12 protein-coding genes are annotated in these 16,366 nt (G+C 47.5%); 10 read left to right on the plus strand and 2 right to left on the minus strand.

What is annotated here, in order from left to right:
* Window positions 1-30 precede the first annotated feature (30 nt).
* Genes glgB through M1E03_RS05435 form a run of 5 tightly spaced genes read left to right on the plus strand, consistent with a single transcriptional unit; the run spans window position 31 to window position 7,949 of the window.
* Complete coding sequence (gene glgB, locus M1E03_RS05415) at window positions 31-1,914, plus strand: 1,4-alpha-glucan branching enzyme (RefSeq protein ID WP_128823588.1); 1,884 nt, start codon at window positions 31-33, stop codon at window positions 1,912-1,914.
* Window positions 1,911-3,050 (plus strand): glucose-1-phosphate adenylyltransferase, encoded by a 1,140-nt coding sequence (locus M1E03_RS05420; protein WP_039072936.1) that lies wholly within the window; start codon window positions 1,911-1,913, stop codon window positions 3,048-3,050. Before glgB ends, M1E03_RS05420 begins: the two co-directional genes overlap by 4 nt.
* A gap of 26 nt (window positions 3,051-3,076) precedes the next feature.
* A complete protein-coding gene (locus M1E03_RS05425; RefSeq protein WP_128823586.1) occupies window positions 3,077-4,105 on the plus strand; it encodes a GlgC family sugar phosphate nucleotidyltransferase in 1,029 nt (342 codons plus the stop codon).
* Window positions 4,102-5,583 (plus strand): glycogen synthase GlgA, encoded by a 1,482-nt coding sequence (glgA, locus tag M1E03_RS05430; RefSeq protein WP_020452700.1) that lies wholly within the window; start codon window positions 4,102-4,104, stop codon window positions 5,581-5,583. The genes M1E03_RS05425 and glgA overlap by 4 nt, the downstream gene beginning before the upstream one ends.
* Window positions 5,544-7,949 (plus strand): glycogen/starch/alpha-glucan phosphorylase, encoded by a 2,406-nt coding sequence (locus tag M1E03_RS05435; RefSeq protein ID WP_128823582.1) that lies wholly within the window; start codon window positions 5,544-5,546, stop codon window positions 7,947-7,949. Before glgA ends, M1E03_RS05435 begins: the two co-directional genes overlap by 40 nt.
* Before the next feature lie 27 nt (window positions 7,950-7,976).
* Here M1E03_RS05435 and M1E03_RS05440 read toward each other — a convergent pair whose 3' ends face one another.
* Complete coding sequence (locus M1E03_RS05440) at window positions 7,977-8,729, minus strand: TraR/DksA C4-type zinc finger protein (protein WP_023855810.1); 753 nt, start codon at window positions 8,727-8,729, stop codon at window positions 7,977-7,979.
* A gap of 108 nt (window positions 8,730-8,837) precedes the next feature.
* Window positions 8,838-9,770, minus strand: coding sequence for a 1,4-dihydroxy-2-naphthoate polyprenyltransferase (locus M1E03_RS05445; RefSeq protein WP_128823580.1), 933 nt, complete (start codon window positions 9,768-9,770; stop codon window positions 8,838-8,840).
* A 268-nt stretch (window positions 9,771-10,038) separates the two neighbouring features.
* Here M1E03_RS05445 and M1E03_RS05450 point away from each other — a divergent pair, with 268 nt between their 5' ends.
* The 5 genes from M1E03_RS05450 (at window position 10,039) to M1E03_RS05470 (ending at window position 16,357) form a co-directional block, all read left to right on the plus strand.
* Window positions 10,039-11,463, plus strand: coding sequence for an isochorismate synthase (locus M1E03_RS05450; RefSeq protein WP_075212792.1), 1,425 nt, complete (start codon window positions 10,039-10,041; stop codon window positions 11,461-11,463).
* Window positions 11,460-13,202, plus strand: coding sequence for a 2-succinyl-5-enolpyruvyl-6-hydroxy-3-cyclohexene-1-carboxylic-acid synthase (menD, locus tag M1E03_RS05455; RefSeq protein WP_212791729.1), 1,743 nt, complete (start codon window positions 11,460-11,462; stop codon window positions 13,200-13,202). Before M1E03_RS05450 ends, menD begins: the two co-directional genes overlap by 4 nt.
* Entirely contained in the window at window positions 13,190-14,011 is an 822-nt protein-coding gene (gene menH, locus M1E03_RS05460; protein WP_025810960.1) for a 2-succinyl-6-hydroxy-2,4-cyclohexadiene-1-carboxylate synthase, read from the plus strand. Before menD ends, menH begins: the two co-directional genes overlap by 13 nt.
* A 13-nt stretch (window positions 14,012-14,024) precedes the next feature.
* Window positions 14,025-14,843, plus strand: a complete 819-nt coding sequence (menB, locus tag M1E03_RS05465; RefSeq protein ID WP_020452693.1) for a 1,4-dihydroxy-2-naphthoyl-CoA synthase — start codon at window positions 14,025-14,027, stop codon at window positions 14,841-14,843.
* A gap of 77 nt (window positions 14,844-14,920) precedes the next feature.
* On the plus strand, window positions 14,921-16,357 hold the full coding sequence (locus tag M1E03_RS05470; RefSeq protein ID WP_025810961.1) for an o-succinylbenzoate--CoA ligase: 1,437 nt from the start codon (window positions 14,921-14,923) through the stop codon (window positions 16,355-16,357).
* Window positions 16,358-16,366 lie beyond the last annotated feature (9 nt).

A 16,366-nucleotide genomic window follows, 5' to 3' on the forward strand; every position in this document is an offset into this window, starting at 1 on the left:
TTAAATATAGTGGCAGAAAGGATGAAATCAATGGCTGGTGTGAGTGCCTCGGATATTAAAGCGCATCTCTTTCATGAAGGTCGGCTTTATGAATGCTACAGATTTTTCGGCGCTCATCAAATGGAACAGGACGGCCGCCAAGGTTTTCGCTTCTGTGTTTGGGCCCCTCATGCGAAGGAAGTTCGAATCGCCGGAACGTTTAACGGCTGGTCCGGTGCCCGGCATCAAATGGAGAAGCGTCATCAGGAAGGCATATGGGAACTGTTTATCCCCGGCATAGGAGAAGGGGAGCTGTATAAATATGAAATGATCACAGCCGCAAATGAAACAAAATTGAAGGCCGATCCCTATGCTTTTTTTTCTGAAGTCAGGCCGAAAACGGCATCGATCACTTATCAATTGGCCGGATACCCATGGGGCGACCGAAAGTGGCAAAAGAAAAAGAAACAAAAAAACGTATATGAAAAACCGATTTCCATCTACGAGCTTCATGTCGGTTCGTGGAAAAAGAAAGCGGATGGGCGTTTTTTCACATACCGGGAACTGAGCGAAACAGTCATTCCTTACGTTAAAGAACACGGATTCACACATATCGAGCTGATGCCGTTGACAGAGCACCCGTTTGACCGTTCATGGGGCTATCAGACAACGGGGTACTACAGTCCGACGAGCAGATATGGCGAACCGCATGACTTGATGTATTTTATCGATCAGTGCCATCAGCATGAGATCGGCGTTATTATGGATTGGGTTCCCGGCCATTTCTGCAAAGATGACCACGGCTTGTATTTGTTTGACGGTATGCCGCTGTATGAATATTCACATGAGCATGACAGGGAAAATTGGGAATGGGGGACCGCCAATTTTGACCTCGGAAAACGAGAAGTTCGCAGTTTTTTAATCTCGAATGCGTTGTATTGGATCGAGATGTATCATATAGATGGATTTCGAGTCGATGCAGTTGCAAACCTCCTGTATTGGCCAAACCGTCCTCAGGCTGAAGCGAACGGCTTTGCCGTCGAATTTATTCAAACTTTAAATGAACAGGTTTTTGCAAAAGATCCCCACTTTTTAATGATTGCTGAGGACTCCACAGACTGGCCGCTTGTGACGCATCCGACCTATGCAGGCGGTCTCGGGTTTAATTATAAGTGGAATATGGGTTGGATGAACGATGTATTAACCTATATGGAAGCTTCCCCAGAACAAAGAAAACACCTGCATCATCTTGTTTCATTCTCCTTAATGTATGCCTACTCAGAAAATTACATCCTGCCGTTCTCCCATGATGAAGTGGTATACGGCAAAAAGTCTCTGCTTCATAAGATGCCCGGCGATTACTGGCAGAAATTCGCCCAGTACCGCCTGCTGATCAGTTATTTTACGCTACACCCGGGAAAAAAACTTCTCTTTATGGGCGGTGAGTTTGCTCAATTTGATGAATGGAAAGACGAAGAAGAGCTCGATTGGTTCTTGGACGATTTTGACATGCACCGCAAGGCCCGGATGTTTACAAAGGAGGCTCTTCACCTCTACAAAAAAAGCCGTATTCTGTATGAAAATGATCATCGGCAGCAAGGATTCGAGTGGATTGACGTCAACAATGCGGAACAGTCGATTGTATCGTTTATCCGCTATGGAAAACAGCCCGGTGAAGCGCTAATTATCGTCTGCAATTTTACGCCTTCCGTTTATCACGAATATCAGGTCGGCGTCCCTTTTCAAACCGAATATATCGAAGTGCTTAACAGCGATGATGCAAAATACGGAGGTTCACACCAAATCAACCCGAAACGCCTTCAAGCAAAAGCAGGCGTTCTGCACGGCAAACCATACAGCATCAGCATGACAGTCCCTCCGCTGGGAGCTGCGGTTTTCAGAGCAGTCAAAAAGAGAGGAGCGAAAAAGGGATGAAAGAACAATGTGTGGCTATGCTTTTGGCTGGCGGCAAGGGAAGCAGGCTGAATGCCTTAACGAAAAACCTCGCAAAACCGGCCGTTCCATTTGGCGGCAAGTACAGAATCATCGATTTTGCCCTCAGCAACTGCGCCAACTCGGGAATTCATCATGTCGGTGTGCTGACTCAATACCAACCGCTTTTATTAAACTCATATATCGGCATCGGCGAGCCATGGGATCTTGACCGCAATGACGGCGGGGTCTCCATTTTGTCCCCTTATGCAGAAGCGTCAGAAGTGAAGTGGTACAAAGGAACGGCAAGCGCGATTTATGAAAACCGCCATTTTTTAAAAGAGCTTCAGCCTGAACATGTACTCATCCTATCAGGAGATCATATCTACAAAATGGATTACGGAAAAATGCTCGAATACCACGTGGAGAAACAGGCTGACGCCACCATTGCCGTCATCGAAGTGAGCTGGGCAGAAGCCGGCCGTTTCGGTATCCTTCATACGAATGACAAGATGGAGATTACAAGCTTCGAGGAAAAGCCGAAATACCCGAAGAGCAACTTGGCATCGATGGGTGTCTACGTTTTCAAATGGAGCGTGCTTGAAGAGGCGCTTGAACGCGATGAAAAAAAATCCGGCTCAAGCCACGATTTCGGTAAAGATATCATACCGGCTCTTCTCGAGGAAAAGAAGCAGCTGAACGCTTATCCGTTTAAAGGGTACTGGAAGGATGTCGGTACGGTCAGAAGTTTATGGGAAGCTAATATGGATCTGCTTGGAGATCATCCTCCACTTGACCTGTTCGAACGGAACTGGCGGATTTATTCCGTCGCTCCGAACCTACCGCCGCAGTTTGTTGCCGAGCAGGCGGACATCAAAGAATCGCTCATTAGCGAAGGGTGCGCCGTATATGGGGCTGTCATCCGTTCGGTTATCTTTCAGCGCGTTGCAATCGGCAGACATTCCGCAATCAAACGTTCAGTCGTGATGCATGACGTTTCAATTGGAGAGCATGTTGAGATCGAAAATGCTATTGTATCGGCAGGAATACGAATTCCGGACGGTTTTCACGCGAAGGCGGAAGATGGCGAAGTCCTGCTGATCACAGAGGAATATGTCAAAAAACATAAGGTTGTTTAAACAACACGGAGAGGCGGATGGTGCCAATGAATAAACAAATGCTGGGGATTATTGATGCAGCTGTCAACCAGCACTCTCTTCAGGATTTAACGGCCGGACGTTCGATCGGAGCCGTTCCGTTTGCAGGAAGGTACCGGCTGATCGATTTTGCGTTGTCAGGCATGGTTCATGCAGGCATTCGGAGTGTCGCTGTATTTTCCAAGTCTCCGTACCGTTCCTTGATGGATCATTTAGGATCGGGAAAAGAGTGGGATTTAAACAGGAGAAGGGACGGTCTTTTCTTTCTTCCGTCTTCGATTCCCTATGACGAGCATGTCGGGCTTGGTTCGTTTCGGCAATTTGCCGAGCATCTCGATTATTTTCAAAGAAGCACTCAGCCATATGCTGCTGTGGCAAACAGCTATACGGTCTGTCACATTCCTTTTCAAGAAGTGCTCAAACAGCACCTTGAATCCGGGTGTGATCTGACTGAAGTTTGTCAAGAAGGAAAACCTTTAGGTTTGTATGTCACGAAAAAAAGTCTGTTGAGGGAGATGGTTGAAGGGCATTGCGCCGGAGGAGCGCAATCTTTTGAGGAAGTCTGCCGGAAAGAGCGTGGTTCGCTATCCGTCAACAGCTATGAGCATTCGGGGTATACCGCCGTGATCGACTCTCCTGAAAGCTACCTTTTTCATAGTTTGAACCTCATCCAGCCTGTGTTTCGGGAGCAAGTCTTTCATATGAGCCAGCCTGTCTACACAAAAATAAAAAACGATCCTCCAGTAAAATACGCTAAAAACAGCAGGGTAAAGCAATCGATTATCGCTAACGGCTGCGTCATCGAAGGCGAGGTTGAAAATTCGGTCTTGTTCAGAGGAGTTCACGTAGGAAAAGGAACGACCATTAAAAACAGCGTGATTATGCAAAAAACAAGGATTGGAGAAAACTGCCGACTGGAGCACGTCATCTGCGACAAGGATGTCAAAGTCGGCCATCATATCGAAATGTCCGGCACTATGAGCCTCCCTTTCATCATAAAAAAAGGAGCCGTACAAGGAGCGCTGATGAACTCTTGAAAGTCTTATTCGCTGTCTCTGAATGTGTGCCGTTTGTTAAATCAGGCGGGCTCGCCGATGTCGCCGGTGCGCTCCCGAAAGAACTCGCCCTTTTAGGAATAGAAACGGCTGTCATGATGCCGAAATACAGCTTGATTGCGGAAGATTTCAGAAGAAGGATGGTTAAAACGGCTGAATGCGAAGTTCGCGTCGGGTGGCGCAGGCAGTTTTGCGGCATTGAACACCTTGAACATGACGGAATTTCTTATTATTTTCTAGATCATGAGTATTATTTTAACCGGGATTCCCTCTACGGCCATTATGATGATGGAGAACGGTTTGCTTTTTTCTCGCGGGCCGTTTTGGAAGCATTATACGCGCTGAATTTTGATGCTGATGTCATCCATACCCATGATTGGCACGCAGGGATGATCAATTATTTATTAAAAGAGGAATATCAAAAAAAACCGTTCTATCAGCGCATGAAAAGCGTATTCACCATTCATAACCTTCAATTTCAGGGAATTTTTCCGAAGGAAGCGGTCCATGACTTGCTCGGCCTTGACATTTCCCACTTCACAACGGAAAAGCTCGAGTTTTATGGACACATCAATTATATGAAAGGCGGCATTATTGCCGCTGATCAGGTGACAACGGTCAGTCCGACGTACAGCAATGAAATTTTGACTCCATACTACGGCGAGCGGCTTGAAGGGGTGCTGGCAGACAAGAAGGATGTGCTGACCGGCATTTTAAACGGGATTGATGATGAGCTGTACGACCCTTTAAATGATCCTCACATCGATTATCATTACGATGCCGTCAACCGTGACGGAAAACGGAAAAATAAAGCTGTGATCCAGAAGACATTCGGTCTGCCGGTGAATGAAGACATTCCGCTCATCAGCATGGTGACAAGGCTGACGAAGCAAAAAGGCATCGATTTGATCAAGCGGGTATTGCACGAACTGTTTCAAGAAGAAGACATGCAGCTGCTCGTTTTAGGAACCGGAGAAGCGGAATATGAAAATTATTTTCGCTATATGGAGCAGGCTTTTCCGGAGCGGTGCAAGGCGTATATCGGTTTTCATGAACCGCTCAGCCGCAAGATTTATGCCGGCAGCGATCTTTTCCTGATGCCTTCAAAATTCGAGCCGTGCGGTCTTGGGCAGCTGATTGCCCTTAGATACGGAGCGGTTCCGGTTGTCAGGGAAACAGGCGGGCTTCACGATACAGTGACCGCTTACCAGGAAACAAACGGTGAAGGCAACGGTTTTACGTTCGCCCATTTTAACGCCCATGATATGAAGTATACGATTAAAAGAGCACTGTCTATATATCACCGGAAAGAAGAATGGGGCAGTATCGTTCAAAAAGCCATGACACATGATGTCAGCTGGGCTTTGTCAGCCCGTCAGTATCAGCAGTTATACAGCCGGGAGATAAAGGGGGAAGCGCCATGTTCTCGTGTAAAGAAAGCTTTAAACAATGCTTTTTGAAGCGTCTTGAACGGTTGTGCGGAAAAAGCTTTCGGGACTCTTCTACGCTTGACCAGTATCAGACGCTCGGCATCATGGTCAGGGAACATATCAGCGCAAACTGGATCAGGACCAATGAAAGGAGCCGCTCCAACCAAAATAAACAGACCTATTATTTATCGATTGAATTTCTTCTGGGCAGACTGCTCGGCCAAAACCTGCTCAACCTCGGCGTCCGTGAAGTTGTCCAAGAAGGTCTTTCCGAGCTTGGCATTTGTCTTGAAGACATCGAAGAGGCCGAAATGGATGCAGGCCTTGGCAATGGCGGATTGGGCAGGCTCGCGGCGTGCTTTTTGGATTCACTGGCTTCGCTCGACCTTCCCGGGCATGGGATGGGGATTCGCTACAAGCATGGCTTTTTCGAACAAAAAATCGTTGACGGTCATCAAGTCGAACTGCCTGAACAATGGCTCAAACATGGGTACGTCTGGGAAATCCGCAACGCCGATCAGGCTGTTTGTGTTCGTTTCGGCGGGCGGGTCAAGATGGCGCAGGAAGGAGGGCGCCTCCGCTTTTGGCAGGAAGAAGCGGAAGTGATGACAGCCGTGCCTTACGACATTCCGATCATCGGCTATGAGACCGAGACGGTCAATACCCTCCGGCTGTGGAATGCGGAGCCTTGCTCGCTCCATCATGAACCGAATATTTTGAAGTATAAGCGCGAGACAGAAGCTGTATCTGAATGCCTGTATCCGGATGACACGCATGACGAAGGCAAGATTCTCCGTTTGAAACAGCAATATTTTTTAGTATCGGCAAGCCTGCAAAGCATTGTGAAATGCTATAAGAAAAATCACCCGTCACTCCATGATTTTCATCAAAAAGTTGCGATCCATATCAATGACACCCACCCCGCTCTGGCTGTGCCGGAATTGATGAGAATTTTGCTTGATGAAGAAAAAATGACGTGGGATGAAGCGTGGCATGTTACCGTACATACGATTTCATATACGAATCATACGACGCTTGCCGAAGCGCTGGAAGAATGGAGGATCGATTTAATTCAACCGCTTCTGCCGAGAATTTTTATGATCATTGAGGAGATCAATGAGCGGTTTTGCGGCTGGCTGTGGGAAAAATACCCGGGTGAATGGGGAAGGATCGAAAAGCTAGCCGTCATCGCCCACGGCGAAGTGAAAATGGCCCATCTGGCGATCGTCGGCAGCTACAGTGTTAACGGCGTAGCCAACATTCATTCAACCATATTAAAAGAGCGGGAAATGAACGACTTTTATTCTGTATTCCCTTTTAAATTCAATAATAAAACGAATGGCATCTCACATAGAAGGTGGCTGTTAAAGGCAAATCCGCCGCTGGCGAACTTGATAACTGAAGCGATAGGAGACAGGTGGCTGAAAGAACCGGAAAGCCTCTTGGATCTTCGTCCGTTTGCGCACGATTCCGCGTTTCTTGAAGCGTTTCAGCGCATCAAAAGGGAACGAAAGCAGCTTTTGGCAGACATGGTGAAAGGCAGCATCGGATTCGCCATTAATCCTGACAGCATCTTCGATGTTCAAGTCAAGCGTCTCCACGCTTATAAGCGCCAGCTTTTAAATGTGCTCCATATCATGTACTTGTACAACAGGCTGAAGGAAGACAAAGGCTTTGCCATTTATCCGCAAACATTTATTTTCGGGGCAAAAGCATCGCCGACTTATCATTATGCCAAAAAGGTCATTAAACTGATCCATTCAGTCGCAGATAAAATCAATCATGATCCGGATGTCAGACAATCGATCAATGTCATCTTTCTGGAAAATTACCGGGTATCAACCGCCGAGCGTATCTTTCCGGCGTCAGATGTCAGCGAGCAAATATCTGCGGCAAGCAAAGAAGCCTCCGGTACAGGAAACATGAAGTTCATGATCAATGGGGCTTTGACGATCGGCACGCATGACGGCGCCAATATTGAAATGCTTGAGAGGGTGGGGCACGAGTGTATTTACACGTTCGGTTTAAAGGCGGATGAAGTGCTGAACTACACTGAAAAAGGCGGCTATCTGTCAAGGGAATACTATCAGCATGATGCAAGGATCAGACAGACGGCCGATCAGCTGATCAATGGTTTTTTCGAAGGGGAAGCCGGCGAATTTGAGCCGATTTATGACTCGCTGATCGCTTATAATGATGAATACTTTGTTTTAAAAGATTTTGCTTCTTATATTGAAGCGCAGGAACGGATTCAAAAAGACTACTTGAATAAGCGTCTTTGGGCCGAAAAAGCCGTCACAAACATCGCGCATGCCGGATATTTTTCAAGTGACCGCACGATCAGGGAGTATGCGGAAGACATTTGGGAAATTGAGCCGTATCACCGCCGAATTTAAAAACGCTAAGCCCCTGACCCGCGGGGCTTAGTCTTCTTCAGTATAAGGATCCTTTTCATAAGCCGGGAGATCACCGAAAGAGGTCATGATGCCTTCTTCATCAAGAAGGTCTTCATATTTTTCGTGTTCTTTCGTCGGGTAGACGGTTACTTCTTTTCCGGTAATGTCTGTTGCGGCATAGTTTTCGTAATCTTCGACATATCCGAGCGGCTCTTCATATTCCATGTACATCTGGCTGTATGAAAGCGGCGGAACGGCCAGATCCTGAGGTGTTTCAGAATTGCCGTAGCGTTCGACGTCCTGGTAAGCGTCTTCTGAATCGTATGCGACGTTTTCGTCGTCTTCGTCTTTTTCAAAATGTCCGAACGGGGGGTTCAGCACTTCTTCTTCAATCGGACGGTCTTTTGAAACGGAGACGGTTGACGAATGTTCGCTGCACGTCGTTGCGGTTGGCAGTACGGACAGCCTTTCATACGGAATATCCTTTCCGCATACCTCACAGCGGCCGTATGTTCCTTTTTCGATCAAAGCCAGAGCATGTTCGATATCGTGCAAATGCTCTCTTTCATGTTCAAAAAGAGCAAGATCTTTTTCGCGTTCGTACAGTTCTGTACCTTCATCTCCTGGATGGTTGTCATAAGCCGAAAGATCGCCCGTCGAGTTGAACGGATGCGTCACATCGATGCCAAAATGTCCATTTTCTTTAAAGCGGCTGACGATCTGTTCTTTCCCGGCTTTCAGTTCATTTTCGAGTTTTGTCAACTGTTCTTTTGTTAGCACATGCATCGCCTCGTTTCTTTAAAGTGCTCGCGTTTTTAGTATGAACGAATTCAAACAGAACTTTCTTGTAAATAAAAGCAAAAAAAAAGAGCCATAAAGGCTCCTTTTTTAAAAAATATACTGAATGAGCAGGGCAATGGCGAGCAAAAGGCCGAAAAAGGTGTTCGTCTGCGCCGTTGATTTCATGGCGACCATCAGATCCGCCGGTTTTTCTTTTTCCTTGAACTCCTGGATGGCTTTAATCGGCTTCGGCAGGCTTAATAGAACAATGCAGCTCCACAGAGAAACGATCTCAAAGCCGATGTATATACCGATCAATATATAGGAAACAGCAAAAACCCAGCTCAAAATCTGCACGGCATTTTTTCTTCCAGCCAAAATCGGCAGCGTCTTCCTTCCGTTTTCTTTATCTCCGACCATATCGCGGATATTATTGGAAAGATTGATGCCTCCGACTAAAATCGTAATCGGAAGGGAGATCAGAAAGACGTTCCAAGTCAACCCGCCAGTCTGAATATAATATGAAATCAGAATGATGACCATTCCCATAAAAACGCCCGACATAATTTCACCGAACGGCGTATAGGAGATTGGAAACGGTCCGCCCGTATAAAGATAGCCGACGGCCATGCATATCAATCCGATCAACGCAAGCCACCAGCTTGAAGAAGCGCAGATGTACAGGCCGAGTAAAACGGCTGCTCCAAACAGTCCGTATGCCAGGTATAATACCGTCTTTGGCTTCATTCCATAGCGGACGATAGCACCGCCGATGCCGACCGAGTTTTCATTATCAAGTCCTCGTACAAAATCAAAATACTCATTGAATAAGTTCGTTCCGATTTGAATTAATATTGATGCGGCCAGCATAGCTAAAAACAGCCAGATATCAATTTTTCCCGATTCAAGGGACATTACGGTCCCGAGCGTTACAGGGACAAAGGCTGCTGTCAGTGTATGGGGTCTTGTTAACATCCACCATACGCGCCATTTTTCCGGCTTTATTTCAGAAACACTCCCTGAAAGTGATTGATGCTGCATATAGTATGACTCCTTTAGTTTTAATACGTACACGTCCATACTAAGTTTAGAAAAAGTTAAAAAAGGTGTCAATATAATGGGTGATATTGTTAGAAAAAAAGCGGCCGTCCAGCAATTCAAAAATATTAAATGACCTTGTCTTTTTCAATCGGCCGATTACGTTTATAATAGGTAAGGGCAGTTGTTAATAAAGTGTCGTTTTGTTGACACATACCGTTCACAGGTGTATGGTTATAAAAGCATTTTACGGATTTTGGAGGAATGTATCATGGTGACAACAGTGCAGCGCACTTTCCTAAGGGAAGCGCCTGAAGCATTAAACATCGTCAAAAAAGTCAACCATGCTGTTTTAATAAGTTATTCCAGAAAAATTGAGAGCATAGATGCTCTTTCCTTTTTCATAAATGGGGAAGAACAATTTGCCGGGAAACGGTTCTTCTGGTCTGATCCCGACGGCGGACTGACGCTTGTCGGATTGGGAAAGGAAATTTCGGTTTCCACAGACCTGAAGGATGCCGGACGTTATCAGGCTGTACATGAAAAATGGGAGCGCTTAAAAGAGAAAACCTTTCACTTCCACGAAGATCAATGCACGAGTCAGGCAGCGGTGGGGCCATTGCTGTTTGGCGGTTTTTCATTTGATCCGCTGGAAGATCGCAAGCAGCATTGGAACGGCTACCAGGAAGGCGCTTTTTTTATTCCTACCGCTATGCTGACACAGGACGGAGAGGAAACGTTCATTACGGTCAATAGATGGAAGGCTCCTGAAGAGGATGTGCGCAAAGTACTTGAAGAAATAAAGGGCGCTGCTTCACAGCTGATCAAGGCGGACGCTTCCCGTTATCCCGAAAACGGTCATGCGCGATTTACCGCCAAGGAGGAGCTTGATGTTCCTGAATGGCTTGAAGCGGTCCGGCGGGCGACTGACGACATTAAAAACGGGAAGTACGATAAAGTTGTGCTCGCCAGAGAGATCCTTTTAACGTTCGACCAGCCAGTCGAACTTCACAGAGTATTATTCAATCTGATGTCTGAACAAAAAACGAGCTATATATTCGCTATTGAAGAAAACGGCAAAAGTTTTGTCGGCGCGTCACCTGAACGACTGGTCAAAAAAGACGGAGACAACGTGCTGTCGACCTGCCTTGCCGGTTCAATCAAGAGAGGCGAAAGTGAGCAGGAGGACCGGATGCTCGGTCTTGAGCTGTTAAACGATGAAAAAAACCTTATCGAACACGACATTGTCGTCAATATGATTCATCATGCGCTATTGTCAAATTGCAGCAATATCAAAAAGCCGGCTAAGCCGGGACTGTACAAAACAAAAAATGTGCAGCATTTGTATACGCCGATTGTCGGCAAAATGAATGCGGAGTCCTCGCTTTTTGATTTAATCGAGAAGCTTCATCCAACTCCTGCACTTGGAGGAGCGCCTCAGCAAAAAGCGATTGAGGTCATCAGAGTGTTGGAGCCGATGTCAAGGGGCTGGTATGCGGCACCGGCGGGCTGGATCGACATGTCCGGCAATGGGGAATTTGCGGTGGCGATCAGGTCAGGACTTATCGATTCAAAAGAGGCCAGAATTTTTGCCGGCTGCGGGGTTGTGGCTGATTCCGATCCTCATATGGAATACGAAGAAACGCAAATTAAGATGAAGCCGATGCTGTCTGCACTTGGAGGCGATATCCGTTGACTGAAAATCCAATTACAAAATATATAGGGAATTTTATTGATGAGCTTTCTCTTGCAGGCGTGACAGAAGCGGTCATCTGCCCGGGATCAAGATCGACGCCCCTTGCGATTTTGGCCGCGAGTCATCCGGACATCAATGTTCATATTCATGTGGATGAAAGATCCGCTGCGTTTTTTGCAATGGGCATGGCAAAAGCTATGCGGAAGCCTATCGCATTGATCTGTACATCCGGAACAGCTGCGGCGAATTTCTACCCGGCTGTGATCGAAGCTCATTATTCAAGAATACCGCTTATCATCTTAACGGCTGATCGGCCGCATGAACTGAGAGAAGTAGGAGCACCTCAGGCGATTGATCAGCAATTCTTATTCGGAAACTTTGTTAAGTTTTTCACAGACTCGGCTTTGCCTGACAGTCATCCCGAAATGCTGGCGTACATCCGTTCTTTGGCAGCACGCGCAGCCGGAGAAGCCAAAAAAGCGCCGCGCGGACCCGTGCATATCAACTTTCCGCTGAGAGAGCCGCTCATGCCGAACCTTGAGGATGACCCGTTTCAAAGGTTGAGAAACGGCAGTCATGTGGCGGTTGAAAGCGGCCGCTTTCGTGCTGACCGGCATCAGCTTGAAGCGCTGAGCGCTCTGATCAAAGAGACGGAAAAAGGCATGATCGTCTGCGGAGAGCTGCAAGATGATAACGCCAAAGCACATATTGTATCTCTCTCTCAGGCAGCGGGGTATCCGATTTTGGCTGACCCGCTTTCAAACTTGAGAAACGGCAGCCATTCAAAAGAAACCATCATCGATGGATACGATTCATTATTGAAAGAAGAACAGCTGAAACGGGAGCTCATGCCTGAGCTAGTCATCCGCTTCGGCGCGATGCCGGTTTCAAAGCCGCTTTTTCAGCTGCTAAAGCAAAATCCGAGCATCAGGCAAATCGTTGTTGACCCAGATGGAGGGTGGCGCGATCCGACTCAGCTCAGTGCACATATGCTGCATTGCGCGGAAGAAGAGATTGCGGCTGCTGTGGCTTCCGCTGTCCATTCAGAAAAAAGATCAGACAGCTGGCTGGAGAAATGGCGGTTTGCCAACAGCCGCTTCCGAGCTCTTTTAAGAAATCTTGAAGCTGAGGATCTTACCTTTGAAGGAAATATCTACCGGAACCTGCAGCATTTGATTCCGGAAAACAGTTCTCTGTTTGTCGGAAACAGCATGCCGATCCGCGATGCGGATACATTTTTTGAAAATCAGGAGCGATCATTTCGGATTTTCGCCAATAGAGGGGCAAACGGGATTGACGGCGTTGTCTCGACTGCGCTGGGCATATATGCCGCAACGAAAGAACCGGTAACTCTTGTCATTGGCGATCTGTCTTTTTATCACGATTTAAACGGCCTTCTTGTCAGCAAAACGCTCGACATTCCGCTGACTGTCGTTCTCGTCAACAATGACGGCGGCGGCATTTTCTCATTTCTTCCCCAATCTGCTGAAGAAAGGTACTTCGAGCTCTTGTTCGGAACGCCGACGGGGCTCGAATTCGAGCATGCCGCCAAGCTGTATGGGGGACGCTATGTATGCCCTGAGTCATCCGCTCATTTTGCCGATGCGTATTTGTCCTCCGTCAACCGCCGCGGCTTGGATATCATTGAGGTGAAAACGAAGCGCGATGATCGTGTAGAGCAGCATCGCCGAATGCTTGATTCCGCAATGTATGAAATAAGAAAAGAGTGGCCGTTTTGAAATTAACACTGAAAGACGGCGTTTCCTATAAAATAGAAGACAATGGCCTGTCTGCGGAAAAAACGGCGGTGTTTTTGCATGGCTTTACAGGAAGTGCGGCAACATGGGACGGGATAGACGGCTATTTTCAGGGGCTGCGTCTGATCAAGCTGAACCTGCTCGGACACGGCGGAACAGACTCGCCGGCAGACAGCAGCCGCTACACAACAGAGAAGCAGGCAGCCGATCTGATCGAGATTTTTGATCAGTTAAATGTGAAACAGGCTTACCTCATCGGTTATTCAATGGGCGGCCGGCTTGCCTTATCAGTGGCGATGATTCATCCGGAGCGTGTGTCCGGTCTTGTGCTGGAAAGCAGTTCTCCAGGGCTTGATTCGCCGGAAGAAAGAAAAATGCGCAGGGAGCAGGACAGCCGGCTCAGCAGACGGATACTTGAAGAAGGAATCGAGTCTTTCGTAGATTATTGGGAAGGCATTCCGCTGTTTGCATCTCAGCTGTCAATGGACCCTTCGAAAAGAAAAAAAGTGCGTGAAGAACGTCTGAACAACAATCCGGTCGGGCTTCGAGGCAGCTTAATCGGAATGGGAACCGGATCCCAGCCGTCCTGGTGGAACAGATTGAGCGGAATCGATGATCCGGTGCTTCTCATTGCGGGGAGCCTGGATCGGAAATTTATCGCGATCAATGAAAGCATGGCAAAGCGAATTCCAACCGCCCGCCTCGAGATTGTTGAACATACCGGTCATGCGGTTCATGTGGAAGAGCCCGATTTTTTTGGTAAAATAGTAAGTGAATTTATTTTAAAATAGGAGGTACACATCTATGACTGTAGAATGGAAAAGCGAACGTCAATACGAAGATGTATTATATGAAACATATAACGGCATCGCCAAAATCACGATCAATCGCCCTGAGGTACATAACGCATTTCGTCCAAAAACGGTTTCGGAACTGATCGATGCGTTTGCATATGCGCGGGATGATGCCAATATCGGTGTCATTATCCTTGCAGGGGCCGGCGATAAAGCGTTTTGTTCAGGAGGAGACCAGAAGGTAAGAGGACACGGCGGCTATGTTGGCGAAGACGAGATTCCACGTCTGAACGTTCTTGATCTTCAGCGGCTGATCCGCGTCATTCCGAAGCCTGTTGTTGCGATGGTGTCAGGCTATGCGATCGGCGGCGGCCATGTGCTCCACATCGTATGCGATTTGACGATTGCTGCAGACAACGCAATTTTCGGACAAACAGGGCCGAAAGTCGGCAGCTTTGATGCAGGCTACGGATCAGGCTATCTGGCGCGTATCGTCGGTCATAAAAAAGCGCGTGAAATCTGGTATCTGTGCCGTCAATACAACGCTCAGGAAGCTAAGGAAATGGGCCTTGTCAATACGGTTGTACCGCTTGAAAAGCTTGAAGAAGAAACGATTCAATGGTGTGAAGAAATGCTTGAGAAAAGCCCGACAGCACTCAGATTTCTTAAAGCGGCCTTTAATGCCGACACGGACGGGCTTGCAGGCATCCAGCAGTTTGCCGGAGATGCGACACTGCTTTATTACACAACAGATGAAGCGAAAGAAGGCCGCGATGCGTTTAAAGAAAAACGCCGTCCAGATTTCGGACAGTTCCCGCGTTTTCCTTAAAAGACGGAAGAGAGAAACAGCTTAGTGCGACTGAGCTGTTTCTTTTATCATTCAAGATATTTTTTGGAGATGATGATATGCTGATGGACCATCCGAATTGGCTTAAACAGCGAGCAGAGCTGACTCCTGACAGGATGGCTGTGATTCAGGGGGATCACAAGCTGACTTTTAATCAATTGTTTCATGAAGCAAAAAAAACGGCCGGGCAGCTGAAGAGCTTTGGTCTGAGGAAAGGGGATACAGCGGCTGTACTTCTCACCAACCGGCTAGAGATGGTTATCGCCGTCCATGCCTGTTTTATTCTCGGAGTTCGCATCGTTTTGCTGAATACGAAGCTGTCAATGGCCGAACGAACATATCAAATTGAACACTCGGAAGCAAAGCTATTGCTTACAGAACAGCCTTTCCTGGAAGAGCATAGAGAGGGCAAGCCGGCCCGCGCTGTTGACATTGAAGACGTTCAAAACGCCGCCGGCCCTCCGGTTACGGAAATCGAGAGCATTCATTTGGACGATGCAGCCACAATTATGTATACGTCCGGAACGACAGGACGGCCGAAAGGGGTTATGCAGACATTTGCCAACCATTATTTCAGCGCGGTTTCATCCGCTTTGAATTTGGGGCTCCAAGAACACGATCGCTGGCTGATCGCCTTGCCGCTTTTCCACATCAGCGGCTTATCGGCTCTTTTTAAATCGGTCATTTACGGAATGACAGTTGTTTTACATCAAAGGTTTGACGCGGAAGAAGTTCTCCGTTCGATCAAAGACAATCAAGTAACGATTGCATCGGTCGTTCAGACGATGCTGTCAAGGCTTGCGGCAAAAGTCGACAGCTGCCCCGAATCATTAAGGTGCCTGTTACTGGGCGGAGGGCCTGCTCCGCTTTCTCTCCTTGAGGAATGCAAAAGAAAGAGGCTGCCTGTCGTACAGTCATACGGAATGACTGAAACGTGCTCACAGATTGCCACCCTCGCCCCAGAATACTCGATTGAAAAGCTCGGTTCAGCCGGCAAGCCGCTGTTTGCATCAAGCATTAAAATCGAAAAGAACGGCACGGAATGCCAACCCGGAGAACATGGAGAAATAACCGTAAAAGGGCCGACCGTTATGAAGGGCTACTTAAAAAATGAGGCGGCAGACAAAGCCTCATTCAATGATGGCTGGTTTAAAACCGGTGATATCGGGTATCTTGACGTTGACGGATTTTTATACGTGCTGGACAGGCGTTCAGACTTAATCATATCAGGGGGAGAAAACATCTATCCGGCTGAAGTCGAGGCCGTTCTTCTGTCACACCCCAAAGTTGCGGAAGCGGGGGTAAAAGGGGTCGATGACAAAACTTGGGGAAAGGTTCCCCACGCCTATCTTGTCGCCGCCAGCCCTGTTGATGAAGAGGAGCTGAGCGACTTTTGCAAAGAACGGCTTGCTTCCTATAAAGTGCCTAAAGCCTTTCATTTTGTCGGCAAGCTGCCGAGAAATGCTTCGAATAAACTGATGAGACATCAATTGTAGAAGGAGAGC

The sequence above is a fragment of the Bacillus sp. PK6-013 genome (assembly GCF_054161445.1).